Source organism: Chryseobacterium gossypii (assembly GCF_041361455.1).
Taxonomy (GTDB): Bacteria; Bacteroidota; Bacteroidia; order Flavobacteriales; family Weeksellaceae; genus Chryseobacterium; species Chryseobacterium gossypii.
This window is the reverse complement of sequence record NZ_JBGCUR010000011.1, coordinates 1-24,876: the sequence shown is the minus strand read 5'-3', so window position 1 is coordinate 24,876 and position 24,876 is coordinate 1. Positions and strand designations below refer to the sequence as shown.

General features: G+C 38.5%; 27 protein-coding genes. 21 read left to right on the top strand and 6 right to left on the bottom strand.

Annotated features, from left to right (window positions below; genetic code table 11):
- Positions 1–606 (bottom strand): SatD family protein, encoded by a 606-nt coding sequence (locus ABMQ40_RS08070; protein WP_370898365.1) that lies wholly within the window; start codon positions 604–606, stop codon positions 1–3.
- 375 nt (positions 607–981) lie between these two features.
- On the opposite strand from ABMQ40_RS08070, the gene ABMQ40_RS08065 reads away from it, so the two are divergent.
- The 6 genes from ABMQ40_RS08065 (at position 982) to ABMQ40_RS08040 (ending at position 7,292) form a co-directional block, all read left to right on the top strand.
- Positions 982–2,121 carry an acyl-CoA dehydrogenase family protein gene (locus tag ABMQ40_RS08065; protein ID WP_370898363.1) on the top strand — a complete coding sequence of 380 codons (1,140 nt, stop codon included), beginning with the start codon at positions 982–984 and terminating at the stop codon, positions 2,119–2,121.
- A 222-nt stretch (positions 2,122–2,343) separates the two neighbouring features.
- A complete protein-coding gene (locus ABMQ40_RS08060; RefSeq protein ID WP_370898361.1) occupies positions 2,344–5,271 on the top strand; it encodes a reprolysin-like metallopeptidase in 2,928 nt (975 codons plus the stop codon).
- A gap of 179 nt (positions 5,272–5,450) precedes the next feature.
- Complete coding sequence (locus tag ABMQ40_RS08055; protein WP_370898359.1) at positions 5,451–5,918, top strand: pyrophosphohydrolase domain-containing protein; 468 nt, start codon at positions 5,451–5,453, stop codon at positions 5,916–5,918.
- 1 nt (position 5,919) lies between these two features.
- Complete coding sequence (locus ABMQ40_RS08050; protein WP_370898357.1) at positions 5,920–6,483, top strand: TlpA family protein disulfide reductase; 564 nt, start codon at positions 5,920–5,922, stop codon at positions 6,481–6,483.
- Positions 6,484–6,485: 2 nt separating this feature from the next.
- Positions 6,486–7,091 (top strand): DUF4230 domain-containing protein, encoded by a 606-nt coding sequence (locus ABMQ40_RS08045; protein WP_370898355.1) that lies wholly within the window; start codon positions 6,486–6,488, stop codon positions 7,089–7,091.
- A gap of 12 nt (positions 7,092–7,103) precedes the next feature.
- Positions 7,104–7,292 carry a hypothetical protein gene (locus ABMQ40_RS08040; RefSeq protein WP_370898353.1) on the top strand — a complete coding sequence of 63 codons (189 nt, stop codon included), beginning with the start codon at positions 7,104–7,106 and terminating at the stop codon, positions 7,290–7,292.
- A 100-nt stretch (positions 7,293–7,392) separates the two neighbouring features.
- On the opposite strand, the gene leuB is transcribed toward ABMQ40_RS08040, so the two are convergent.
- The 4 genes from leuB to ABMQ40_RS08020 are packed head-to-tail and all read right to left on the bottom strand — an operon-like array spanning position 7,393 to position 11,688.
- Complete coding sequence (leuB, locus tag ABMQ40_RS08035; RefSeq protein WP_370898351.1) at positions 7,393–8,517, bottom strand: 3-isopropylmalate dehydrogenase; 1,125 nt, start codon at positions 8,515–8,517, stop codon at positions 7,393–7,395.
- Entirely contained in the window at positions 8,507–9,106 is a 600-nt protein-coding gene (gene leuD, locus ABMQ40_RS08030) for a 3-isopropylmalate dehydratase small subunit (RefSeq protein ID WP_370898349.1), read from the bottom strand. Before leuD ends, leuB begins: the two co-directional genes overlap by 11 nt.
- 10 nt (positions 9,107–9,116) lie before the next feature.
- Positions 9,117–10,505, bottom strand: a complete 1,389-nt coding sequence (gene leuC / locus ABMQ40_RS08025) for a 3-isopropylmalate dehydratase large subunit (RefSeq protein ID WP_370898347.1) — start codon at positions 10,503–10,505, stop codon at positions 9,117–9,119.
- 1 nt (position 10,506) lies between these two features.
- A complete protein-coding gene (locus ABMQ40_RS08020) occupies positions 10,507–11,688 on the bottom strand; it encodes a 2-isopropylmalate synthase (protein WP_370898345.1) in 1,182 nt (393 codons plus the stop codon).
- Between the two features lie 147 nt (positions 11,689–11,835).
- Between ABMQ40_RS08020 and ABMQ40_RS08015 the strand changes: the two genes are divergently transcribed.
- The 15 genes from ABMQ40_RS08015 to ABMQ40_RS07945 all read left to right on the top strand — a co-directional run bounded on the left by ABMQ40_RS08015 (position 11,836) and on the right by ABMQ40_RS07945 (position 24,405).
- On the top strand, positions 11,836–13,380 hold the full coding sequence (locus tag ABMQ40_RS08015) for a hypothetical protein (RefSeq protein ID WP_370898343.1): 1,545 nt from the start codon (positions 11,836–11,838) through the stop codon (positions 13,378–13,380).
- Between the two features lie 214 nt (positions 13,381–13,594).
- Positions 13,595–15,514, top strand: coding sequence for a threonine--tRNA ligase (gene thrS / locus ABMQ40_RS08010; protein WP_370898341.1), 1,920 nt, complete (start codon positions 13,595–13,597; stop codon positions 15,512–15,514).
- 176 nt (positions 15,515–15,690) lie between these two features.
- Positions 15,691–16,191, top strand: a complete 501-nt coding sequence (infC, locus tag ABMQ40_RS08005) for a translation initiation factor IF-3 (protein ID WP_370898339.1) — start codon at positions 15,691–15,693, stop codon at positions 16,189–16,191.
- A gap of 165 nt (positions 16,192–16,356) precedes the next feature.
- Positions 16,357–17,178: an alpha/beta fold hydrolase gene (locus ABMQ40_RS08000; RefSeq protein ID WP_370898337.1), complete on the top strand. Its 822-nt coding sequence runs from the start codon at positions 16,357–16,359 to the stop codon at positions 17,176–17,178.
- A gap of 163 nt (positions 17,179–17,341) precedes the next feature.
- The gene (gene rpmI / locus ABMQ40_RS07995) at positions 17,342–17,539 is read left to right on the top strand and encodes a 50S ribosomal protein L35 (RefSeq protein WP_090000921.1); all 198 of its coding nucleotides are present in this window, start codon (positions 17,342–17,344) and stop codon (positions 17,537–17,539) included.
- 123 nt (positions 17,540–17,662) lie between these two features.
- The gene (rplT, locus tag ABMQ40_RS07990; RefSeq protein WP_370898335.1) at positions 17,663–18,007 is read left to right on the top strand and encodes a 50S ribosomal protein L20; all 345 of its coding nucleotides are present in this window, start codon (positions 17,663–17,665) and stop codon (positions 18,005–18,007) included.
- Between the two features lie 101 nt (positions 18,008–18,108).
- A complete protein-coding gene (locus ABMQ40_RS07985) occupies positions 18,109–19,287 on the top strand; it encodes a M28 family peptidase (RefSeq protein ID WP_370898333.1) in 1,179 nt (392 codons plus the stop codon).
- Positions 19,288–19,994: 707 nt separating this feature from the next.
- Positions 19,995–20,456 (top strand): T9SS type A sorting domain-containing protein, encoded by a 462-nt coding sequence (locus ABMQ40_RS07980; RefSeq protein WP_370898331.1) that lies wholly within the window; start codon positions 19,995–19,997, stop codon positions 20,454–20,456.
- Between the two features lie 9 nt (positions 20,457–20,465).
- On the top strand, positions 20,466–20,900 hold the full coding sequence (locus tag ABMQ40_RS07975; RefSeq protein ID WP_370898329.1) for a SpvB/TcaC N-terminal domain-containing protein: 435 nt from the start codon (positions 20,466–20,468) through the stop codon (positions 20,898–20,900).
- Positions 20,897–21,523, top strand: a complete 627-nt coding sequence (locus tag ABMQ40_RS07970) for a hypothetical protein (RefSeq protein WP_370898327.1) — start codon at positions 20,897–20,899, stop codon at positions 21,521–21,523. The genes ABMQ40_RS07975 and ABMQ40_RS07970 overlap by 4 nt, the downstream gene beginning before the upstream one ends.
- A gap of 11 nt (positions 21,524–21,534) precedes the next feature.
- Positions 21,535–22,083: a hypothetical protein gene (locus ABMQ40_RS07965; protein WP_370898325.1), complete on the top strand. Its 549-nt coding sequence runs from the start codon at positions 21,535–21,537 to the stop codon at positions 22,081–22,083.
- Between the two features lie 162 nt (positions 22,084–22,245).
- Entirely contained in the window at positions 22,246–22,791 is a 546-nt protein-coding gene (locus ABMQ40_RS07960) for a hypothetical protein (RefSeq protein ID WP_370898323.1), read from the top strand.
- Entirely contained in the window at positions 22,788–23,261 is a 474-nt protein-coding gene (locus ABMQ40_RS07955; protein ID WP_370898321.1) for a hypothetical protein, read from the top strand. Before ABMQ40_RS07960 ends, ABMQ40_RS07955 begins: the two co-directional genes overlap by 4 nt.
- 92 nt (positions 23,262–23,353) lie before the next feature.
- A complete protein-coding gene (locus ABMQ40_RS07950; protein WP_370898319.1) occupies positions 23,354–24,040 on the top strand; it encodes a porin family protein in 687 nt (228 codons plus the stop codon).
- 146 nt (positions 24,041–24,186) lie between these two features.
- A complete protein-coding gene (locus ABMQ40_RS07945) occupies positions 24,187–24,405 on the top strand; it encodes a hypothetical protein (protein ID WP_370898317.1) in 219 nt (72 codons plus the stop codon).
- Positions 24,406–24,537: 132 nt separating this feature from the next.
- Here ABMQ40_RS07945 and ABMQ40_RS07940 read toward each other — a convergent pair.
- Positions 24,538–24,876: hypothetical protein (locus ABMQ40_RS07940; RefSeq protein ID WP_370898315.1), on the bottom strand; the 339-nt coding region annotated here is incomplete at its 5' end.

Here is a 24,876-nt window from a genome sequence, read left to right as displayed (position 1 = left end):
TTACAGCTCTGCAATTTTCCTCCTGAAATACTGGTTGGTTTCTACAATAAGGTCATAGTTTGCCCGTTTCAGTCTCTGGCTTACCGACGATTGTGAAATGGCAAACCTTTTAGCCAGGTCCTCCTGGGTGATATCCTTATTCATGATCATTTCATGAATAATTTCCGCGGTAGCCACCGTCCAGTTATCAAAATCCTTGGATGACCATTTCAGAAGGATATTAAGATCTCTGTCTACGATATCACTGGATGTTTTGATCGCAACAGTATGCCCGTCATTCTTCAAATCATTCAACAATCTTCCGGAATTTACATAGGCGGTTCCGTTGGACTCTGTGATCTTTTCAGATGAGAAATTTTCTTCACCAATGCCGATGGCAATTCTCACATCTAAATTTTCCTGACTTTTTATAAGTGATTTTATAGCTAGAAAACGCCAGAAAACGTCATCAATATTGCATTTAAACTGAAATTCATCCCCTCTGTAGATTTCCCATGCAAGCGGTGAACTTCCCCAATTTTCCAGGAGATTCTTTAGTTTGGTGATCCAAACTTCTGTATCTGCATGTTGTGAATTTATAATATCTCCGGTAATGACCGCTATCATTCTGCAAATATAAGCATAAATACTTATAAATAAAAAATATAAGCGGAAACACTTATAGATATTGATTATTAGTGAATATGCTTATATCAATGAAGCTCTTAGCACGCAATTTCACAGCCCTGGCAAGGATCAGATTTAACAACCGGAAATGGAGATGACAGGAATAAAAAATGTGAAATTAAATTTTTATCAAACAAACGGTTAAAATAGTTAGTCGGCATCTCCCCGGAACATAAATTTTTTACTAGAGAAATACTAAATATCGAAATTTAATATGCTGAAAAATAATAAATTATAAATATAGCGCCATAGTGGTGATAATTTTTTTTAGCTTTTAATCAATTTAAGTATCTTTGAGCCTTAACTATAACTTATATGAATACAGAGACTATTAACAACATTAAAATGATAGCGGAAACGGCAAGGGATTTTGCCGAGAAAAATATCAGACCTCATATTATGGAGTGGGATGAAAGCCAGACTTTTCCAAAGGATTTGTTTCATCAGCTTGGGGAAATGGGCTTTATGGGAATTGTAGTTCCTGAACAATATGGTGGTTCTGGTCTTGGCTATCACGAATATGTTGCTATTTTGGATGAGATTTCTCAGGTAGATCCTTCTATCGGGCTTTCTGTAGCAGCACACAATTCACTTTGTACTAATCATATTTATGAGTTCGGAAATGAGGAGCAGAAAAACAAATGGCTTCCACAACTGGCTACAGGAAAAGTGATCGGAGCCTGGGGACTTACGGAGCACAACACGGGTTCAGATTCCGGAGGAATGTCTACCACGGCAGTAAAAGACGGTGATGAATGGGTGATCAACGGAGCCAAAAACTTTATCACGCATGCTATTTCCGGAGATATCGCCGTTGTAATGACGAGAACCGGGGAAAAAGGAGCTAAAAACAACTCTACAGCTTTTGTTTTGGAAAAAGGAATGCCGGGATTCAGTTCAGGTAAAAAGGAGAATAAACTGGGAATGAGGGCTTCCGAAACCGCAGAGCTGATCTTTGATAACGTTCGGGTACCGGATTCGCATCGTTTGGGAGAGGTTGGAGAAGGTTTTAAACAAGCCATGAAAATTCTGGACGGAGGCAGGATTTCCATCGCCGCTTTAAGTTTGGGAATAGCACGAGGTGCTTATAAAGCAGCCTTAAAATACGCTAAGGAAAGACATCAGTTCGGAAAACCTATTGCCGATTTTCAGGCAGTGAACTTCATGCTTGCTGATATGGCTACTGAAATAGATGCCGCAGAGCTTCTTATCCACAGAGCCGCAACTTTGAAGAATGCCAAGCAGAAAATGACCAGGGAAGGTGCCATGGCAAAGCTTTATGCTTCCGAAGCCTGCGTAAGGATCGCTAACAATGCTGTTCAAATTTTCGGGGGATACGGATATACCAAAGATTTCCCTGCCGAAAAATATTACAGGGATTCCAAGCTTTGTACAATCGGAGAAGGAACTTCAGAAATCCAGAGACTGGTGATCGGGAGAGATATTACCAAGTAAGCATAAATATAATCTCTGATCTAAATCGGAAGTTAAAATATACTACTATAGCACACGTCAATTTCGTGTGCTATTTTCTTTTTCTGAGATAATGCATTTTAAAGAATATTTAATGTATCGCATAATATTTTAGATGAATAGTTAAAAAATTTCTTAAAAATTTTTGTTTTTCATGATATTTTTTTTATTAGATTTGATATTCCATAATCAAATAAATATTTTATGAAAAAACAATTATCTATGATCGGGGTGCTTCTCCTTTCAGGCATCTCCTTCGCACAAACCGACCACCTTTGGTCTAAAGGGACAGGAAAATCCTATTCGGGGATCTTCGAAAACAAGACAGCCATCCGAAATCCTAACATTTACAGTCTGGACATCAACGGCTTAAAGAGCATCCTTGCCAAGGCACCTAAAAGGCTGCTTGCGGGAGAAAAATCAGAGGTCATTATTTCTTTCCCCAATGCTGATGGAAAAATGGAAAGCTTTAAGGTAAGTGAAAGTTCCAACTTCGCGCCGGAACTGGCTGCCAGATATCCGGACATTAAATCATATGTTGGCGAAGGTCTCAATGATCCTAATTCTACCGTTTATTTCAGTATTTCTCCGCTCGGACTTTCTTCCATGGAAATTTACGGGGATAAATCCGCGCTTTTCATCGAACCCTACACCAAAGACCTGTCTACTTATGTAGTTTATAAAAAATCCGATAAAAGGGATAATCTCAATAAGTTTGAATGTACGGTTGTAGACGAAGCTCAGAAAGGTCTTTCCAATACCGATATCACTGCCCGGCCTAATGCCGATGATGCCAGGTTAAGAACATTCAGGCTTGCTCTTTCCTGTACGGGGGAATATACTGCCTATTTCGGGGGAACCAAAGCCAATGCGCTGGCTGCCATGAATAATACCATGACCCGCGTCAACGGGGTTTTTGAAAAAGATTTTGCTGCAAGAATGGTCCTGATCGCTAATAATGACGCTGTAATCTATACGAGCGCCTCTTCTGATCCTTATTCTCCGGCATCAGCGATGAATAACTGGAATTCCCAGCTGCAGAGCACTTTAACATCTGTGATTGGTGAGGCAAATTATGATATCGGCCATTTGTTCGGAGCTTCAGGGGGGGGTGGCAATGCTGGATGTATCGGCTGTATCTGCGTCAACGGTTCAAAAGGAAGCGGCTATACTTCACCGGCCGATGCGATTCCTTCGGGCGATAATTTTGATATCGATTATGTTGCCCATGAAATGGGGCATCAGTTTGGAGGAAATCATACCTTTTCCATGAGCAACGAAGGAACAGGAGCGAATATGGAGCCAGGCTCCGGATCTACCATTATGGGTTACGCCGGAATCACCAGCCAGGATATCCAGCCGCATTCAGACGCTTTCTTCCATGCGATCAGCATACAGCAGATCACCAATAATATCAAGGCGAAAACATGCTCAGTAAATACCAATACGGGAAATTCTATCCCAACAGCCAATGCCGGCTCTGATTATACAATTCCTAAAGGAACCCCATTCATGCTTACGGGTACAGGAACTGATGCCAACGGTGATTCATTGACCTATATCTGGGAGCAGATGGACAACGCCTCTTCTTCCCAGACAGGAGCAAGCTCGGCAGCCAGTGCAACGAAGACGTCCGGCCCTACTTTCAGATCCTGGGTACCAACAACCTCACCGGTAAGGTATTTCCCGAGAATGGCTTCGGTCCTGGCAGGGGCAACTACCACTGCAGGATCAGAGATTACAGTGGAAGCTTTACCTTCGGTGGCAAGAACCCTGAATTTCAGGTTCACTGTACGTGATAACAGGGCCGGAGGTTCAGGTAATAACTCAGATGATATGGTAGTAACGGTAAATGGCACGGCAGGCCCTTTCAATATTACTTCACAGAATTCCGCCACCACATATGCGGGAGGAAGCTCCCAGACAGTGACCTGGAACGTGGCCGGAACTACGGCCAACGGTGTGAATGCCGCTAATGTGGATATTCTCTGGTCCACAGATAACGGAAACACCTGGACGACTCTGCTGGCAGGAACTCCGAACGATGGATCACAGGCCATAACCATTCCTAATTCCTCAACTACCACGGGAAGAATCATGGTAAAAGGATCAAATCACATTTTCTTTGATGTAAACAATGCCAATATTACCGTAAATGCAGGCTCGGGAACTACCGATACTGTAGCACCTACCGCTCCTGCCCTTACGGCTTCAGGAACAACCTCCACCACTACCAACCTGTCGTGGTCCGGAGCAACTGACAATGTAGCTGTGACAGGATATGACGTATATCAGGGCGGATCATTGATCGGGTCAACGGCTTCCACTTCCTATACTGTAACGGGACTGACCCCTTCCACCACTTACAGTTTCACCGTTAGAGCAAAAGATGCAGCCGGAAATGCTTCCGTTTCAAGCAACACGGTAAGCGTTACCACTCTTGCCGGCAGTACTGTTTCCTATTGTTCTGCATCCGCAACCAACACCGCTGATGAAAGAATCGGCAACGTAAAATTCGGTACGATCAATAATTCATCGACCGGAACCGCGGGCTATGAAAACTTCACGTCCATCTCCACCAATGTTACCAGAGGCAATGCTTATACTATTTCTGTAACACCAACCTGGACTTCCACCGTTTACAGTGAGGCGTATGCGGTTTACATTGACTATAATCAAGACGGGGATTTCACAGACAGCGGAGAGCTGGCCTGGTCTAAGGCAGGTTCTACAACATCTCCTGCTACGGGAACCATTACGATTCCGTCCACCGCATCCCTGGGAACAACAAGAATGAGAGTGATGATGAAATACAGCTCCGTCCCTACTTCATCCTGTGGATCTTATACTTATGGTCAGGTAGAAGATTATACACTTAACGTGGTATCTTCCGGAAAAGGAGCGACAGATGCCGGTAATATATTCACTGATATCAGGCTTTATCCAAACCCTGTGAAGGATATTTTAAATATTTCCAATACAGCATCGGAAGAATACAAAATTTTCGATATGGGTGGAAAACTGATCAGATCCGGAAAGCTTGAAAGAGGTTCCGTAAATGTAAGCAGCCTTATCAAAGGTGCCTATATGATCCAGATAGGAGAAATCACGAAAAGATTCATCAAGAATTAATTAACCTTAAATTAAGCCGTGAAAGACTGCCCGGAAACGGGCGGTCTTTTTGTTTAATGCCCACAGCTAGCGGATATTTCACGGCTTAACTTTTGATTTCCGTATCCGGTTCTTAAATCATCAGTACATTTATACCAAATTTGTTTCTCAATTATTATATTTGCTGAAATTAAATATTCATGGATAAAATTGATAGTCTGAACCAAGTAGCAGAATTCCATACTACTTTTAAAGCTCCTATTTTGGATACTCCGCAAATCCCTTCACAGGAAAGATGCAATCTCAGGATAGAATTGCTGCAGGAGGAATTAAATGAACTGAAAAAAGCGATTGAAGATAAGGATATTGTGGAAATTGCAGACGCGCTTTGTGACCTGCAATACGTTTTAAGTGGTGCTGTGCTGGAATTCGGACTTGGCAATAAATTTGTAGAACTATTCAACGAAGTTCAGCGGTCCAATATGTCAAAAGCCTGCGATAATGAAGAACAGGCGAAAGAAACCGTTGAGTTTTACAAGGAAAAGAATGTGGAGTCTTTTTATGAAAAATCCGGAGAAAAATATAATGTTTACAGGCAGGCAGATCATAAGGTCCTGAAGAATAAATATTATTCTCCTGCCGATCTGAAAACAATTATTGAAAATTAAAATGAAGAGATTTATCGCAAATATTACTGTTTTTTCCGCTATGATTCTGGCTGTACAACAGTTCAGCGCTCAGAAAGTAGTGGTGAACCGCGAGGTTGAAACCCGGCAAGACGGAAAAATGCTTTTGGGAAACCAGCTGAAAGAGCAGTTTCTGAAGGCACCTTATGCGGATTGGTATGTAAAGGAACATGATGAATATGCTCTTGACCAGAACGCTGTCAGCGAGCTTAAAAAGGAAAAGATAAATTCCTACAATATCACGGTCTTTATGGGAACATGGTGTGAAGACAGCCACAGGGATTTTCCGAGACTGATGAAAATTCTGGAGGAGGTAAAATATCCTGACAATAAATTAACCATCATTGCCGTAAACCGTAAAAAAGAATCTCCTACCGGGGATGAAGTACGGTACAATGTTCAGAAAGTACCCACCATTATTGTTGAAAAATACGGGAAAGAGTTAGGAAGAATCATAGAAATGCCTACCAGCGGCTATATTGAAAGGGATCTGGTTGAGATTCTTAAAAAAGACAATCAGTCTATAATCAAAGAAATATTTAAATAGCATTGAAGAATTACAGGGTCATTATATCATTCATTGCCGGAGCGCTCGTGATGCTGCTCCTGTTTCTGGGCTTAAAGTCCTGCCTTAATCCGGGTGGAAGAACTGAAAAATCGGATTATTATATTCTGACCAATCAGATCTCCAAAATGAATAAAATGGTGGTATTGGAACAGGATATTTCCAGCATGCAGAAAACCAAAATGAGCTATGAGCTTTTTGGGAATGAGGTTACAAGCAATAATATCATTACCTATACCAAAACCAATGCGCAGGTCTCATATGATCTCAATAAAATGAAAATAGAGGTAGACTCGGCAAACAAAAAGCTGATCATCACTGAGTTACCTAATGCGGATATAAGGATCACCCCAAGTGTGGAAATTCAGTCCCTGGACGATTCTTTCTTTAACAGGATCTCTGAGAAAGATATTAAAAAGGTCACTCAGAAAGCTAAGGAAACAGCTATTAAATCCGTGGATCAGAACCAGCTGAGAAATGAAGGACGGAAACAGCTGATGGAAAACCTCAATAATATTTTTGTTTTGGCAAAGGCTTTGAATTATACCATAGAGGACCGTACGGGTCAACTGGGCATTTTAGGACTTTAAAATTCAAAGCTTATGAACTCAAAAGAGAAAAACAAGAAGACAGAATCTGCCAATACCGCAGAAACGAAGAAACAGAATCAGGATTTCCAGAATATTCCTGCTTCATCTCAAAAGACCAACCCACCTGCAATTGATAAGGAGGATGTACAGAAATCTTCCAAAAACAACAAGTCAGGAAAAACAGACAATACGAGGGAATAGGACTCAAAGATAAAAGCCCGGCATCTGATTGATAACCGGGCTTTAAAATATACAAAAAGGATCAAACTTTCATTTCAGGCGGAAACGGAAACCCGTTCCTTTAAAGAATTGTGGACTTTCCAATCCTGACGTTTTCAAAATTGTAGTAAGATTTTTCAGAAAATCTGATATAATCGGCAATAAAGCTTCCTACCTCGCTGGTGGAATAATATTGCCGGGAGTTCAGATCAACAGTGACGTAATTGTTTTCAATAGCATGTGCCACAGACTGCTTCAGTTTATCGGCTGCCCCTCCGAGATTTAAGTAATCAAGCATCATCGCCGTACTCAGAAGTGAGGCAACGGGATTGGCGATTCCTTTACCCCTGGCCTGGGGATAAGAGCCATGGATGGGCTCAAACAAAGCGTTATCCGTGCCGATGGATGCTGAAGGCAACAATCCGATAGAACCGCCTATTACACTGGCTTCATCGGAAATAATATCCCCGAACATATTTTCCGTAAGGATGACATCGAATTGCTTAGGGTTCAGGATCAGCTGCATGGCGGCATTGTCTACAAACATATAGTCCAATTGTACGTCAGGATACTCCTCTGCAATTTCCCCGCATATTTTCCGCCAAAGTCTCGAGGTATCCAATACGTTGGCTTTGTCTATGAGCGTCAGTTTTTTCCTGCGTTTCTGGGCTTCCTGAAAAGCCAGGTGCGCAATGGGCACAATATCCTGCCTGCTATATTTGCAGACATCATAAGCATAGCTTCCGTTTTCTTCTGTAAATTTTTCGCCAAAATAGATCCCGCTTACCAGCTCCCGGAAAATCTGGATATCGGTTCCTTCAATGATGTCTTTTTTTAAAGGGCTTTTTTCAATCAGGGAAGGATATGTTTTTAAGGGCCTGATATTGGCAAATAGCCCAAGCTCTTTACGCAGTTTTAAAAGCCCCTGTTCAGGTCTTACTTTGGCATCCGGATTGTTATCAAAAGACGGATCACCGATGGCTCCGAAAAGTACGGCATCGGATTGCCTGCATATTTCCAGAGTTTCATCCGGTAACGGGCTCCCTGTTTTATGAATGGCTCCGGCTCCTATCAATCCAAATTTAAACTGAAACTTGTATTGGAATGTTTCAGAAATGGCATCCAGAGCTTTAAGGCTTTCACCCGTCACTTCAGGGCCTATCCCGTCACCAGGCAAGACTGCGATCGAATAAATTTTACTGTTCATGTACTTTTTGTGCTTTTAGTTCAAATTCTTTTATCAACTGTTTCTTGCTGATTAGAAAATCAATATCGTCATAGCCGTTTAAAAGGCATATTTTTTTGTAGGAATCCAGTTCAAAGGTTTCTGTTTTATCTTTACAGGTTACTGTCTGCTTTTCTACATCGACCCGGATTTTGATCTCCGGATCTTTTGTGATGCCAGAAATGATATCTTTTAGAAAGCTTTCAGAAACTTTTACCGGAAGAAGTCCGTTGTTTAAAGCATTTCCTCTGAAAATATCTGCAAAATAGCTTGAAATGATCACTTTAAAGCCATAATCAGCCAAGGCCCAGGCAGCATGCTCACGGCTGCTTCCACAGCCGAAATTGTTACCTGCAACCAGAATTTCTCCGGTGTATTGGGGATTATTCAGAACAAAATCAGCATTAGGCTTACCGGTATGTGCATCAAATCTCCAATCGCGGAAAAGATGGTCTCCAAATCCTTTTTTATCGATCTTTTTTAAAAATCTTGCAGGTATAATCTGATCTGTATCTATATTTTCTGCCGGCAAAGGAACTGCACGGGACTCTATTATCACTAATTTTTGCATGTCTAAATCTTTAATTTAAATTTCCGAAAACTGAAATCCTTCCTTCTATGGCTACTTTTGCCGCCGTCAACGGACTGGCAAGGATGGTCCTAGCCCCCTGCCCCTGTCTGCCTTCAAAATTTCTGTTTGAAGTAGATACACAATATTCACCTTCAGGGATTTTATCATCATTCATTGCAAGACATGCGGAGCATCCCGGCTGTCTGATCTCAAATCCGGCTTCATTGAAAATTTTATCCAGTCCTTCTTCATAGATCTGCTTCACAACCTGTTGAGAGCCGGGAACAATCAGAGCCTGAACATGTTCAGATTTGTTTTTGCCTTTGATATATTGTGCTGCAGACCGGAAATCTTCAATCCTGGCATTGGTGCAGCTTCCTATAAACACATAGTTGATCCTGATATCGGAAAGCGACTGTCCCGGAACAAGTCCCATATACCGCAGTGCTTTTTCCTCCGACTCATTTTGCGGAGACGGAATAGTCTGGTTTACAAATATTCCCATTCCCGGATGGGTCCCATAGGTGACCATCGGATGAATTTCTGAAGCGTCGAAGGTAAATTCTTTGTCAAAAGAAGCTCCTTCGTCAGTTTTTAAAGTTTTCCAGTATTCCAGCTTTTCTTTCCATTCTTCTTCAGCGGGAGCATAAGTTCTCCCTTTTACATATCTGAAAGTAGTATCATCCGGGGCGATCATGCCTCCCCTTGCTCCCATTTCTATGCTCATGTTGCAAACGGTCATTCTTCCTTCCATGGACATTTCTTCGAAAACCTGTCCGGCATATTCGCAGAAATATCCGGTTCCACCGTCTGTTCCTATTTTAGAGATGATATAAAGGATTATATCCTTAGGCTGAACATCTTTATTTAATTTCCCGTTTACAGTAATCCGCATGGATTTAGGCTTGTCCAGCAGCAGGCATTGGCTGGCAAAAACCTGTGCCACCTGGCTTGTACCGATACCAAAGGCTATGGCACCAAAAGCACCATGGGTGGATGTGTGGCTGTCGCCGCAGACTATGCTCATTCCGGGTTGTGTAATCCCCAGTTCAGGGGCAATGATGTGAACGATTCCCTGATACGGATGTCCCAATCCGAAAAGTTCAATATTGTTTTTTTTACAATTTTCGGTTAGCTGTTCTACCTGAGTTCTTGACAATTCATCACGGATCGGAAGTTCCTGGTTCAGGGTCGGTACATTATGGTCTGCCGTTGCTACGGTCTGTTCCGGCCGGAAAACCGGCAATCCCCTTGATTCCAGCTCCGCAAATGCCTGCGGGCTGGTTACCTCGTGAATAAGGTGCTTATCTATGTATATGATTTGTGGTCCGTTCGGGATGGTTTCCACAACATGGGCATCCCATACTTTATCAAAAAGCGTTTTTTTACTCTTACTCATTTCATTCTCCATTTGAAAATTTATACAATCTTCTGCTGAAAGTCTCTAAGATTACGTTCAGATCGTCATTATTCACTTCTTTTTTGCTGTCTGCAACCTTTAAGAATTCCTGATACAGGAGATCAAGCTCATCTTTTGTGATATCAAAACCGATATGCCTGAACCTGTAAGCCAAAGCAGAACGTCCGCTTCTTGCCGTAAGCACAATGGAAGAGGCATTGATGCCAACATCCTCAGGATCGATGATTTCGTATGTTTCCCTGTTTTTGATGACTCCATCCTGATGTATTCCTGAGCTGTGGGCAAAAGCATTGGCTCCTACAATTGCTTTGTTTGGCTGAACGGGCATTCCCATCAGATCTGAAACCAGAACGCTCATGCTGTTGAGCATTCTGGATTTAATGTCAGTATATAATTTTAAGTGTGTATGCTGTCTGAAAATCATTACAACCTCTTCCAATGCCGTATTCCCTGCTCTTTCTCCCAGTCCGTTAATAGTACATTCTATCTGGCGGGCCCCATTGAGGACTCCTGCAACAGAATTGGCCGTAGCCATTCCCAGATCATTGTGGCAATGACATGATATAACTACCTTATCAATACCTTTTACATGCTCCTTTAAGAATCTTATCTTATCTCCATATTCCTCCGGAAGGCAATATCCTGTGGTGTCAGGGATATTCAGGACGGTAGCACCTGCTTTGATGGCTGCTTCACAAACTTTCGCAAGGTATTCATTATCGGTTCTTCCCGCATCTTCTGCGTAGAACTCCACATCTTCCACAAAAGTTTTGGCGTATTTCACAGCTTTTACAGCCCGCTCAATAATTTCTTCTCTGGTGGAATTGAACTTATATCTGATATGTGAATCCGAAGTTCCGATTCCCGTATGAATCCTTGGTCTTTTAGCAAATCTGAGCGCCTCGGCAGCTACCTCAATATCTTTCTGATTGGCTCTTGTAAGCCCGCACACCCTGGCGTTTTTTACGAGCCTGGAAATTTCTGATACGGAATGAAAATCTCCGGGACTTGATACCGGAAACCCAGCTTCAATAACATCTACTCCCAGCTCATCCAGTTTTTCCGCAATGATCAGTTTCTGCTCAGTATTCAGCTTGCATCCCGGAACCTGCTCTCCATCCCGTAGCGTGGTATCAAAAATTTCAATTTTTTCGGAATTCATAATGAAGTTTTTTACTTAATTTTGATTCAAAGCTAATAGATGGAATGTTTTTTAAATTTTCTTTCTTCTGAAGAATACAATATTCAAAAGATAGTGAATTAATATTATTTAATTGATAATCAACATTTTAAAACTTTAAAATTTACAATGGCAGAATTGCAAAAAGATTTTTTATTTGTACTCATTAAGTCACTGACAACCTCCGAAAAACGGCAATTCAAGCTTTATGTAAATCGTCTCGGAATCAATGCGGATGCCAAATTTCTTCTTCTTTTTTCTGCAATGGATAAAATGAAGGAGTATGATGAAAGTATTATTATCAGTAAAAAAATATCCACCAAACAGCAGCTTTCCAATCTGAAAGCCCATCTTTACAAGCAGATCTTGGTAAGCCTCAGGCTGAACCCAATCCACCAGAACTACAGGATACAGCTTCGCGAGCAACTCGATTTTGCCAATATCCTGTATCAGAAGGGGCTCCATAAGCAGGCCCTGAAAATCCTTCACAAAGCAAAGCAGACAGCCCTGGATCTTGATGAAAAAAGCATTGCTTCTGAGATCATAAATCTGGAAAAGGTAATTGAATCCCAATTCATCACCCGTAGTATTGAAGGCCGTGCAGACGAACTGATCAGGCAATCCAGGGATATCAACAAGCAAAATCATTATGCCACGAAGCTTTCCAATCTGTCACTGAAACTATATAGTGAAATGCTGACACACGGCTATGTAAAAAATGATGAAGACCGGGCAAGAATCCTGGATATCTTCAATGCTCAAATAAAAAATATAAAGCTTGAAAAGCTGAACTTTACGGAAAAACTCTGGTACTTTAAAGCTCATGTCTGGAAAAATCAACTGCTTCAGGACTATAAATATACCCTGAAATACGCATATCAGTGGGTAAGCTTGTTTCATAAAAACCCGGATATGATCACCAGCCATCCGGTCTGGTATATCAAAGGAAACACTTATTTGCTTAAAATTCTATTTCTTTACGGAAATATTGACATCCTGGAAGAACATTTCAATATCTTCCATGCCACCGTAAGTTCCCCGAATTTCAGCCAGAATGAAAACATACAGTCCCTGATTTTTCTTACCCACTATAATACTTTGATGAATATCCATTTCATCAAAGGTGAGTTTTTTACAGGGACAAAGCTGATCCCCGGAATTGAGCTGAAAATGGAGAAGTTCCGTGATAAGATTGATGAACACCATTTTATGATTCTTTATCTGAAGATAGCAGCCATGTTTTTCGGAAGTAAAAAATACATGGAATCTATCCACTATGCCCTGAAAGTAATTGAATCTAAAGGGAATGTGCAGGAAGATCTTCTGTTCCATACCAGGATTCTGATTCTAATGGCCAAATATGAGTCCGGTAATGATGAAGATTATGATGATTTCATTAAGACTACCCTGAAGTTTACCCGCAAAATGAAAAAGCCGGAAGAGTTTCATTTTGAGAGCATACGGTTTTTCGGTAGTTTAAATAATCTTGTTTCAGAAAAACAGAAAAAAGCTTTTGAAGAATTTGACAGGAAGCTTGAAATCTTTTCAACGAATGTATATTACAGAAGATCATTGCTATACATCGATATCCATGGCTGGGTAAAATCCAAGATAAGGAATGTGGATGTAATTGAAATCATCAAGGAGAAAGTGAAGTATAAAAGAAAAAGCTGAGCTTTATAATTTTGGAGCCACTGCAAAAATAATATGGAGCAGATCACAGTACGAGCCCCTGTATATAGGAGTTTTTTTATTCTGCTTTGTATAAGTCTGCCTTTGCAAATTCTTTTTTATAAGCTGATATTAATTCTTTGTCTAAATATATGCTGTTATAGTATATTATCTAAAAATTCCGTATTTTTGCATCTTAAAAATTTCTTAGTAAACAATGATAAAAATTACACTTCCAGACAATAGTGTCAGAGAATTCGATTCAGGGGTAACTCCTCTGGACGTGGCTAAATCTATAAGCGAGGGATTGGCAAGAAATACCATTTCCGCAGTTGTTAACGGCAAACAAGTAGAGACAACCACACCTATAACCACGGATTCTACGGTACAACTATTGACCTGGAATGATGATCTTGGAAAGAAAGCTTTCTGGCATTCTTCTGCCCACCTTCTGGCGCAGGCGATCCTTGAATTTTATCCTAACGCTAAGCTGACCATAGGACCTGCCATAGAAAACGGGTTTTACTATGATGTGGATTTCGGAGGCGAAACCTTATCTGAAAAGGACTTTGAGAAAATAGAGAAGAAAATTCTGGAGAATGCAAAGAAAGGTTCCACATTCTCCTTATACCCTGTTTCCAAAGATGAGGCTTTAAAGGTATATGCAGACAATCCCTATAAAGTTGAGCTGATCTCTAATCTCAACGATGGTGAAATTACTTTTGTAACCCATGATAATTTTACCGACCTGTGCCGGGGAGGTCATATTCCCAATACCGGAATTGTGAAGGCCGTGAAGATTCTGAACGCGGCTGGTGCCTACTGGAGAGGGAATGAGAAAAACCCGCAACTAACCAGGGTATATGGTATTTCTTTTCCCAAGCAGAAAGATTTAACGGAATATCTTGAAAAGCTTGAAGAGGCGAAAAGAAGAGACCACCGAAAATTAGGTAAGGAATTAGGCATTTTTGCTTTTTCTGAGAAAGTGGGCGCCGGGCTTCCGCTATGGCTGCCAAAGGGAACCGCTCTGAGAAAGAAACTGGAAAACTTCCTCACTGCAGCCCAGAAAAAAGGCGGCTATGAATTTGTAATGTCACCTCATATCGGGGCCAAAGAATTATATGTAACCTCAGGGCACTGGGATAAGTACGGCGCAGACAGCTTTCAGCCTATCAAAACGCCAAATGAAGGGGAAGAGTTTATGCTGAAACCCATGAACTGCCCTCACCACTGTGAAATTTATAAAACCTCACAATGGAGCTACAGAGACCTTCCGAAAAGATATGCGGAATTCGGAACGGTATACCGGTACGAACAAAGCGGAGAGCTTCACGGTCTGACAAGGGTGCGTGGGTTCACTCAGGATGATGCCCACCTTTTCTGTACTCCGGATCAGCTTTTGGAAGAGTTTGAAAACGTTATCGATCTTGTATTGTACGTATTTAAGTCTTTAGGCTTTGAAGATTTTGTAACTCAGGTTTCTTTAAGAGATCCTGAAAACAGGGATAAATATATCGGATCCGACGAAAACTGGGAAAAGGCTGAAAATGCCATCATTACTGCGGCAAAAAACAAGGGTCTGAAAACTATTGTGGAATATGGAGAAGCAGCCTTTTATGGTCCAAAACTTGATTTCATGGTGAAAGATGCTTTGGGTAGAAAATGGCAGCTCGGAACCATTCAGGTAGATTACAATTTACCGGAAAGATTTGATCTTCATTATATCGGAAGTGATAATGAAAAGCACAGACCGGTAATGATCCACAGGGCACCTTTCGGGTCCATGGAGCGTTTCATAGCGATCTTACTGGAAAACACAGCGGGAGATTTTCCGTTATGGCTGAGCCCTGACCAGTATATTATTCTACCGATCAGTGAAAAGTATGTAGATTATGCAAAAAAAGTTTCACAATTTTTGGAAAATAACGATATTAGCGGTCAGATTGATGACAGAAATGAGAAGACCGGGAAAAAGATCCGTGATGCCGAATTGAAGAAGATTCCATTCATGATCGTGGTAGGAGAAAATGAAGAAAAAGATGGTACGATTTCTGTACGACGACGTGGCGAAGGAGATCTTGGAGTAATGAATATGGAAGACTTTGTTTCTTACTTCAGGAAAGAAGCTGAGATATAATCAGAATTAATCAGGGTATTGGATAGAAATATTGAAAAATGTATGATATTTCTGAATTTCTGATCCCGATTATATTTTGAAAAATTAATAAATTAGTAGTTAACCAATAAAATTATAATACAATAGCACAAAGAATTAACAACAGGGGCCCACAGAGACGTCAGGAAGACGCTCATTTGATCAACGAAAAGATTCGTGTAAAAGAAGTTCGTTTAGTGGGCGATAACGTAGAGCCGGGAGTTTATCCAATAGACAAGGCAAGACAGATTGCTGAAGATCAGGAATTGGATCTGGTAGTGATTTCCGATAAGGCTGAACCTTATATTGCAAGGGTACTGGATTATAAAAAATTCCTGTACGAGCAAAAGAAAAAGCAAAAGGAACTTAAGGCTAAACAAGTAAAAGTGGTAGTAAAGGAGATCCGGTTCGGACCCCAGACTGATGAACATGATTACGAGTTTAAGAAAAAACATGCCGAAAAATTCCTGGAAGAAGGTTCAAAATTGAAAACCTACGTATTTTTCAAAGGACGTTCAATTATTTTTAAAGATCAGGGCGAAATCCTTCTCCTAAAGCTTGCTCAGGATCTGGAGCACGTGGGAAAAGTAGATCAATTGCCTAAACTGGAAGGAAAAAGAATGATCATGATGATGAGCCCTAAAAAAGCAGCAAAATAATTAAATAGATAATAGTTTATTTAATTTACCCATACAAACCTCAAAGTAATTTTGAGGTTTTTTTTATCCAATGTTGCGAAAATATCTTATGATAAGATACAGGAAAATCCATCCGGCTAACTTTGTCTCGACAATAAGAATAATTAACAACTAAAATTAAAAACAATGAGTACACTTAAATTAAAAGATGGGACAGAAATTTACTATAAGGACTGGGGAAAAGGGCAACCTGTTTTCTTCCATCACGGATGGCCACTGTCAAGCGACGACTGGGATGCGCAAATGATATTCTTTTTAGAGCAGGGATACAGGGTGATAGCCCATGACAGAAGAGGGCACGGAAGATCCGAACAAACAGCGGAAGGCCATGATATGGACAGGTATGCTTCTGATGTAGCCGAAATTGTTGAAGCACTGGATCTGAAAGATGTAATCCATGTGGGACATTCTACTGGCGGTGGAGAAGTGATCCGATATGTCGCAAGGTATAGTAACGGCCGGGTAGCGAAAGCTGTCCTGATAAGTGCTGTAACCCCAATCATGGTACAGAATGAAAATAATCCCCATGGTGTCCCGATATCAGTTTTTGATGACATCCGCAACAATACTGCCAGACACAGGCAACAGTTCTTCATTGATATTACCTTTCCTTTTTATGGCTATAACAGAGAGGGAGCAAAGATTTCTGAAGGAATTCAAAGAAACTGGTGGCGACAGGGAATGATGGGCTCCATTAAAGCTCATTATGATTGTATTAAAGCTTTTTCCGAAACAGATTTTACTGAAGATTTAAAAAGTGTGGCCGTTCCCGTATTGGTCATGCATGGCGAGGATGACCAGATCGTTCCTTTTGAGACTACCGGAAAGGTGGCCGCTACCCTTCTCAAGAATGGTAAGCTGATTTCTTACCCCGGCTTTCCACACGGCATGCCTACTACGGAAGCTGAAACCATCAATAAGGACCTCCTTGAGTTTTTCAGATCGTAATATTAAATTTTAAAGAAAACTACGGATAGATGCCTGAGCTTTATATACCTCTAATAAATCTTTTTCGTTTCAAATTTTTTTCTTAATTTTGCAAACTATTATTCCTGGGATTCAGGAATGTAAATATAGATATTGATAACAAAAACAATAAAAAAGCAAGACAATGCCAAAATTAAAAACTAAATCAGGTGCTAAGAAACGTTTTGCTCTTACCGGTTCAGGTAAGATCAAAAGAAAAAATGCTTTCAAAAGCCACATCTTGACTAAGAAAGAAACCAAGCAAAAGAGAAATCTTACGCAAACTTCTTATGTTGCTTCTGTGGACGAGAAAAGTGTTAAACGTCAATTAGCCATTAAGTAGTTTTTATAAATCTATATTTCGGTTTATAAGAATTAAAACAAATTCAGAATTTTTAACCCTGAAACGGTGCAGCCAAGTGCAATGAAACAGTTTGCCGCCCTTTTCAAAAAAACAATTTAAATTATGCCAAGATCAGTAAATGCCGTAGCTTCAAGAGCTCGCAGAAAGAAAATTTTTAAGCAGGCTAAAGGTTATTTCGGAAGAAGAAAGAACGTTTGGACTGTAGCTAAAAACGCGGTAGAAAAAGCAATGCAATATGCTTACCGTGGTAGAAAAGAGAAAAAGAGAAATTTCAGATCGCTTTGGATTTCCCGTATCAATGCAGGAACCAGAGAGCATGGAATGTCTTACTCTCAGTTTATGGGGGCTCTTAAAAAGAACAACGTAGAACTTAACAGAAAAGTTTTAGCTGATTTAGCAATGAATCATCCTGAAGCTTTCAAAGCTGTTGTAGATCAAGTAAAATAATGTAGAATTTTTTGTTATCAATATAATGATCCCAAGTTTTTTTGCTTGGGATTTATTTATTATTACATTTGCAAAACTTAATAATAAAAAAATATCAAAAAATGAAAAGAATAATTTGTTTTTTATTTTCTTCTTTTGCGGCCTGTACGCTGAATGCCCAGACCTTCATCCAAGCCTACCAGGATCGGGCTAACCAGGTTACGCAAACCAATATTACCAACTATTTACTGGAGTTTCAAAATCTGGGTATAAAAACCACAGGTTCGGCCAATAATACGGCTACGTTAAACTGGATTAAGAATAAATATCTCTCTTACGGTTATTCGGCCAGCCAGATTGAAGAAGATCCTTTTACTTTTGGGAGCACAAACTCCAAAAACCTGATCATTACCAAAACAGGAACTGTTTATCCCAATAAATATGTCATCATCTGTGGACATTTCGATAGCATTGTAGGTCCTGGTGTGAGTGATAACGGAAGTGGTACTTCCATTATTCTGGAAGCCGCCAGGATTTTAAAGGATGTGCCTACCGAATATTCCATCAAATTCATCCACTTTTCCGGAGAGGAGCAGGGACTGTACGGAAGTTATCACTATGTGAATTCTGTTGCTTACCAAAACGGTGTCCGACAACTGGATATAAAATTGGTATTTAATATTGACCAGGTTGGTGGAAAATTAGGCAATAACAATACGACAATTTATTGTGACGAAGACCAGGGATCTCCATTAAGTAATAATGCTGCTTCTCAGGTGGTAACGCAGGAGCTGGCTACCTGCACAGGATTATACTCTCCCCTGCAGACCGATGTTGACCCGGCGTATGCTTCCGATTATATGCCGTTTGAAGAAAAAGGCGAGGTCATTACCGGTTTTTATGAATTTATAAGAAGCCACAATGAGCATACAATACATGATACTTTTGCGAATGTAGATCCTGCTTACGTATATAATGTTGGCAAAGCGGCTGTTGGGGCGCTTCAACATTTTGCTGTGGCAACCACTACTACCCTGGGGGTTAATGATATGAACTCACAGAAAAGCCTGGAGTCAACTGTAAAGATCTATCCTAATCCGGTAAAGGATATTGTAAATCTTGATCTTCCACATGACATAAAGAACTTCAGTTTTGAGATCACTGATATTCTGGGGCATTCTCTTCTGAAAAAAAGTAATGAAACCAAGATTAATGTTTCAGCGCTGGAAAAGGGAGCTTATATCGGAATTTTAAAATCCGGTGACCAGACAGTGGTGAGAAAAATTTTAATAGCAAAGTAGAGACATCCGGAAATTTAGGATTTGTAGCTATAACATAACAAAGCCACTCATTGAGTGGCTTTTGGTATTTGAAAACAGGCTTTACAATAGGGGTATATTGATAATTTAATTGAACATTCACTCCAGTAATCGGACTTCCTTGTAGTTCTTACAAACATTAAATATTTTATTAAAGTGAGAAAACCAGCTAAAGCATGTACATCATAATTGTCATTTCTTAATTGAATATACCTGTTAATAAATATTTTTATAATACATAAATATGAATGCAATAAGCCATATCTCTAATGCGCCAAAAGTAATACCAGCTTTCAAATCAGTCAAAAACTTACCTCCCATTTGTTCAGAAGTATATTCTATAAAACGGTAAATTTTGTAATAAAGTAATAATAATATCTTTTAGCTTTCTTCATATTTCATTATTTTGGGCCTCTTGGAATATATACACTCTGTTCGGCCCCGCTATATTCACTCCGTTATCTAATTCTAACTGATACTTAGCGTTTCATTCATCGCTCCTTCAATACCTCCGACTACAAAAACATCATTTTCGTTACCATCAAAAAAGAGGATCATATTAGTATCTTTTCTTTAATACTAAATAATGATCAAAAAAATTCGATGCAAAAACAACAATTATCTCCAATTAGTGAAATAAAAATGTTATTTTTGCAAATCATATAATATTATATGTAACACAAATAAAGATGAAAACAAAATTACTTTCTTTATTCTCCTTATTGATAGGTTTTTTGGGATTCTCCCAAACTGAAGTGTACTTTAATTATGATCCGGCAGGAAACCAGATATACCGAGGTCCTGATTCCTTTTCAAAAATAAAGAATTCTTCAGAATCTAAATCTACCCATTTAGATGAGTCCAACATACTGGTTGTGGATGAAGCGGCTTTTTGGAAACAGGTAAGGCTATACCCCGTTCCGGTAAGTGATATTTTAACAATTGACTGGACAGATAAAACAGATAAGCTCATCAAATCTGTATCACTGTACCAGCATAGTACCATACATTGGAAATTCCAGGCACAGAACATCCCAGGCTTGAATAAACAACTCAAAATCAATATGACGGGTTATGACTGGGGAGTATATGTTCTGCAATTTACTTTATATGATGGAAGAGTATTCAGTAAAAACATAACCAAACGATAAAACATAAATATGAAAAATAATCTATCACTGCTCCTGTTTTTCTATTCAGTATTTGCTTTTTCACAAACTTCCCCAAACTTCCATGATACCAAAGGAAATATTGAAGTTAATGGGGCTGGTCAACTCCAGTTTACCTTACCTATTGCACAAACTCCAGGAGTGAGATCTGTAGCACCACAGTTCAGTTTAGTATATATAAGTGGTACAGGTAACGGATTAGCAGGATATGGTTGGAGCATTTTCGGGATCACCTCTATTTCAAGGGTTGGAAAAACAGTTGAAAAATATGGAGAAGCTAAGGGGATCCAATTGGATTATTCTGATGAATACAGATTTAATGGGCAGAGGCTCATCTTAAGTTCTGGAGAATACGGGAAAGATGGGGCTGAGTATGTAACGGAAAAGTACTCTAATGTAAGAATTAAGTCAAATATAGTGGCATGAAACCTGAAGCAAAGTTTTATGATGGTAATGAAAATATAGCAGGAAGCGGTGAACAAGTAGAGTATTCCAATCAAAGTCTTAAACAAATGAGAAACCAAAACTTTACCTCTGAAGAAATACGAAGGTTTAAAGTTGGTAGAGACGTAATAGGATCGGGGGATTATTCTCAAACATCAGATGGGTTTTTCCAAATTGGAAAGTCAAAAGCATATGCATATACAACAAGACCAGCATTCTTTTCAGGAGTTTCTGATATTCATTATGCTAAGGCGGCATTTGCTTCAAAAGGATTACTTTTTACAACAATGGTGCATGAAACAGGACACGCATTTATAATGAATGCTGGCAACTTCTTTATTAAAAAATATGATAATATTAAATTGTTCAATAGGGGTTATTCGACACCAATAAATGATTTAGGACATGCCGCTATATGGGATTTGGAAAATCATTTAAAATCATTAAATAATTTTAATTTCTCTGGTATTGGGTTTGATAGTGATGCTATTATGAATGCTGTCAACAATAATATTTCTGGTAATAATACAGTTGGATTTGATCTTCTTAAGAAGTTTTTACTTCCTGTATTTAATAGAAAAATTGGTTTTACACCTTCTTTTTAAATATGATAATTATGAGATATATTTTAATGGCTATTTACTTAATTTCCTGTGAGAAAAAAGTAAGCCAAAAAGATTGTATAATTGATTTTAAAATACCTAAAAATACAGTCATTTCTGAAGGGATTGTCACTGACTTGAAATTTAACAAAAACATTTTGACGGTTTCTATTTCTAATTTAAGGAGTGATACATTACATTTTGCTATCCCACATATAATTTTTGCAAAAAAAGAAGAAAAACAAAATATTGTAAAATCTGATATTGTTATTAAGCAATTTATACCAAATATTGTTACGGATAGAGTTACTGCTTATTATATTACAGGAGATAATAAGAAAAAAGTTATAAGTGTTGATTCTTCAAAAACTCGGGATATGAAACAATATGAATTCAATATGGCTCCTAAAGGAAAATTTGTAATAGAATACGTATTAAATTGTCAAGAATCTGATTCTGAAGAATATGCTATCTATTTTTTTGATAGCAATAGATTTGACAGCAATAAATACAAGAAAATTATATATCCTGACAATGGGTTTATTGAAATAAATCATAATTAAAATAATATGTTAATCAATATTTGGAATTGATCATGATTACAAATTATAGTTAGATGATTTTGAGGTTAATGATAGTTTGATCATCAAATTTTAATTCTAATAATATCAGACATAAGATGTAAAAATTAATATCTTAAACTATGAAAAAACTAATTTTAGGGTTTGCATTTACAGCAAGCCTTTTTATCAATGCACAGGAAAAACATCAATCACCTTCCCGCATCACATTTGGAGTTAAAGCTGGATTTAATGCTTCCGGATGGTAGTATATTAGATGCCCAAGGAGGTAAAGCGCTCGGTATTACAGAATCAGAAACCATTAAGAAAGGGAATTTTTGGAATTATTCCATAGAGAGAAAACACACTATATATTTGTCAAATAAAGCTTTTACAAGCAGAGAGCAGTTAGCATTTGTAATGCAACATGAATTGGGACATGTGAGAATTTATAATGCAGGATTGAGTGATATTGCTGGTAAAGCATTACAATTAAAAAGCTCTGCTGCTAAAAAGTATTCAGAGTTGCTAGATAATGTTGGACATTATCATATACAAGAATCTGGAAGCCGTTTTTTAGAAATAAATGGATGGTCTGGAATTTCTGCTTCAGTTCCATCAGATGTTTTTAGTGCCATAAACTATCAAATGGCAAATGAAAGAATATGGAAATTATTACAAAATACAGCTTTTAAAATTAGTATAAAATGATGCGCTTTATTATAATATTATTGCTACTATTTACTATATCTTGTCATAAAGATGAAAGATTTATTCCTGTAAATGAAAAAATTGTAGACAAAATACTGAAACAGGAAAAGGATACACTTATTAATGTAACAGTTGCTCCGTTAAAGAAAGAAGAGTTCAAAAATTTAGAATACTATAATGAAATTGAAAAGTATAATGTAGTTGGATATTTTATTAATACATCAGAAATAACCCATCAAAAGCGAGATGATAAAGATTATCCAAATTGTAGTATGAAACTAGCAATGTTTTATTTGAATAGTAATAAAAATAGAGCTGTAATTTTGACTGAAAATTCTTGTTCTCCAAGTAAAAACAAAGAAGAAAGCTTACTCTCCGGTTATTCTAACGTTAAAAAATGTTATTTTATTCGAAAAATATTTGGTTTTTGGTTCGTGGAGAAGAGTTTTAAAAATTCTTTGGCATCATGATCTAGTTATCCTTACTAGCTCTTTTAGTGGTCCAGCAACGAACCTTCTAAACGGCTAGACGAAATTTAATTATCAAATTAATAAATGAAATTATGAAAAAACTAATTTTAGGATTTGCATTTGCAGCAAGTCTTTTAAGCAATGCACAAGAAAAAGCTAAATCACCTTCCCACATTACATTTGGAGTTAAAGCTGGATTTAATGCTTCCACTTTAACAGAGAATAATGTTGAATATGAAAATGATCAAAAGTTCAAAATAGGGATTAATGCAGGAGGTTTTGTTAATATTCCAATAGCTGAAAAATTCAGTGTTCAGCCTGAAGTTCTTTTCAGCCAGGGAGGCTCTAAAACAAAAGATATATATAAATATTATTCAGACAATTATAATTTTAAACAGGAATATGATTATAAAATGACATTAAATTATATCGTTCTTCCTGTAATGTTACAATATAATATTCTTCCCCAATTTTATGTAGAAGCAGGTCCTGAATTCGGATTATTACTAGGTGGCAAATCAAAAGGTAATGGAACCTATACACAAACTTCCGGAAATAATACAACAACTAGCACTCAAGAATACTCCAACAAGCTTGTAATGGATCTTTATAATAAATTTAACTTTGGAATTGGTGTTGGAGCAGGGTATTATTTTACTCATAATTTTGGGGTAACAGGCAGGTTTACTGCTGGGATTACCGATATTTTAAAAAACAATTCAGGAGATTCGTTTAGGAATAATGCAGTGCAGATAGGTGTAGCCTACAAATTCAAATAAAAGATGATTTTCCCAAAAGCAAAAAAATAGCAAAAGATCTTGGATGGTATAAAACAGGAAATGGTGTATTTGGACTTTACAAAGGCTATTTTTTTAATGTTTCCGACTCAAGTTTAGTAAGCAGCCCACAGTACAAATTTGTATCTGTGACCACAGACAACCTTATAGAAGAACAAAAGCTGCAGATCAAAGCAGAACTGGCTACCAATAAAAGGAGGTTAAAATTTAAAAGTTTTGAAATTGGAGATACAAGTATTTTCTTCCGGTTTGCAGAAACCTTTATTTACACCAGGCTTAAGACTGTTTATTCTTTTGGTTGGCCTTTTCAAGAAACTCAATATACCGCAGCAAAACAAATGTCATAATTGTGGGAACGATCAAAGAATAAACTATTATAATTCAAATGATAATGGAATATTACTTTGTGACAATTGCTTCCATGAAAAAACTAATAAATTTTACGAAATTGAAAAAGTAAAAATTTCAAAAGAAAAAGATTATGTGACAGGATTTTTAGGTTCCGTAATATTTTCAATTCCAGGAATTATACTCTGGGTTTTATGTGCCATATATTTAGGAAGAATAGCCTCCGCAATGGCCTTTATACTTGCTTTTTTTGCTTTTATAGCCGTAAGGTCATTTTTGCCATGCATTTCCACTGAAATGCTGTTAGGAATGGATAATGACCAGCCTAATCCGGCAATTCCTGAAATTTCATCTACCTTTTTATCCAGTCCCTTTCCTGAAAAGGAAGTTCCTGCCAGCAGGAGTCCTCCTTCCTGGGTGGCTACCGCTGCCGAGAGAAAGTCATGGTTCTGTCCTGAGAAATACCTTTC

Excerpts from the sequence above, each read along its gene's own strand:
- ABMQ40_RS08070 (WP_370898365.1), bottom strand. The coding sequence starts at position 606 with ATGATAGCGGTCATTACCGGAGATATTATAAATTCACAACATGCAGAT.
- ABMQ40_RS08065 (WP_370898363.1), top strand. The coding sequence starts at position 982 with ATGAATACAGAGACTATTAACAACATTAAAATGATAGCGGAAACGGCA.
- ABMQ40_RS08060 (WP_370898361.1), top strand. The coding sequence starts at position 2,344 with ATGAAAAAACAATTATCTATGATCGGGGTGCTTCTCCTTTCAGGCATC.
- ABMQ40_RS08055 (WP_370898359.1), top strand. The coding sequence starts at position 5,451 with ATGGATAAAATTGATAGTCTGAACCAAGTAGCAGAATTCCATACTACT.
- ABMQ40_RS08050 (WP_370898357.1), top strand. The coding sequence starts at position 5,920 with ATGAAGAGATTTATCGCAAATATTACTGTTTTTTCCGCTATGATTCTG.
- ABMQ40_RS08040 (WP_370898353.1), top strand. The coding sequence starts at position 7,104 with ATGAACTCAAAAGAGAAAAACAAGAAGACAGAATCTGCCAATACCGCA.
- leuB (WP_370898351.1), bottom strand. The coding sequence starts at position 8,517 with ATGAACAGTAAAATTTATTCGATCGCAGTCTTGCCTGGTGACGGGATA.
- leuD (WP_370898349.1), bottom strand. The coding sequence starts at position 9,106 with ATGCAAAAATTAGTGATAATAGAGTCCCGTGCAGTTCCTTTGCCGGCA.
- leuC (WP_370898347.1), bottom strand. The coding sequence starts at position 10,505 with ATGAGTAAGAGTAAAAAAACGCTTTTTGATAAAGTATGGGATGCCCAT.
- ABMQ40_RS08020 (WP_370898345.1), bottom strand. The coding sequence starts at position 11,688 with ATGAATTCCGAAAAAATTGAAATTTTTGATACCACGCTACGGGATGGA.
- ABMQ40_RS08015 (WP_370898343.1), top strand. The coding sequence starts at position 11,836 with ATGGCAGAATTGCAAAAAGATTTTTTATTTGTACTCATTAAGTCACTG.
- thrS (WP_370898341.1), top strand. The coding sequence starts at position 13,595 with ATGATAAAAATTACACTTCCAGACAATAGTGTCAGAGAATTCGATTCA.
- ABMQ40_RS08000 (WP_370898337.1), top strand. The coding sequence starts at position 16,357 with ATGAGTACACTTAAATTAAAAGATGGGACAGAAATTTACTATAAGGAC.
- rpmI (WP_090000921.1), top strand. The coding sequence starts at position 17,342 with ATGCCAAAATTAAAAACTAAATCAGGTGCTAAGAAACGTTTTGCTCTT.
- rplT (WP_370898335.1), top strand. The coding sequence starts at position 17,663 with ATGCCAAGATCAGTAAATGCCGTAGCTTCAAGAGCTCGCAGAAAGAAA.
- ABMQ40_RS07985 (WP_370898333.1), top strand. The coding sequence starts at position 18,109 with ATGAAAAGAATAATTTGTTTTTTATTTTCTTCTTTTGCGGCCTGTACG.
- ABMQ40_RS07980 (WP_370898331.1), top strand. The coding sequence starts at position 19,995 with ATGAAAACAAAATTACTTTCTTTATTCTCCTTATTGATAGGTTTTTTG.
- ABMQ40_RS07975 (WP_370898329.1), top strand. The coding sequence starts at position 20,466 with ATGAAAAATAATCTATCACTGCTCCTGTTTTTCTATTCAGTATTTGCT.
- ABMQ40_RS07970 (WP_370898327.1), top strand. The coding sequence starts at position 20,897 with ATGAAACCTGAAGCAAAGTTTTATGATGGTAATGAAAATATAGCAGGA.
- ABMQ40_RS07965 (WP_370898325.1), top strand. The coding sequence starts at position 21,535 with ATGAGATATATTTTAATGGCTATTTACTTAATTTCCTGTGAGAAAAAA.
- ABMQ40_RS07955 (WP_370898321.1), top strand. The coding sequence starts at position 22,788 with ATGATGCGCTTTATTATAATATTATTGCTACTATTTACTATATCTTGT.
- ABMQ40_RS07950 (WP_370898319.1), top strand. The coding sequence starts at position 23,354 with ATGAAAAAACTAATTTTAGGATTTGCATTTGCAGCAAGTCTTTTAAGC.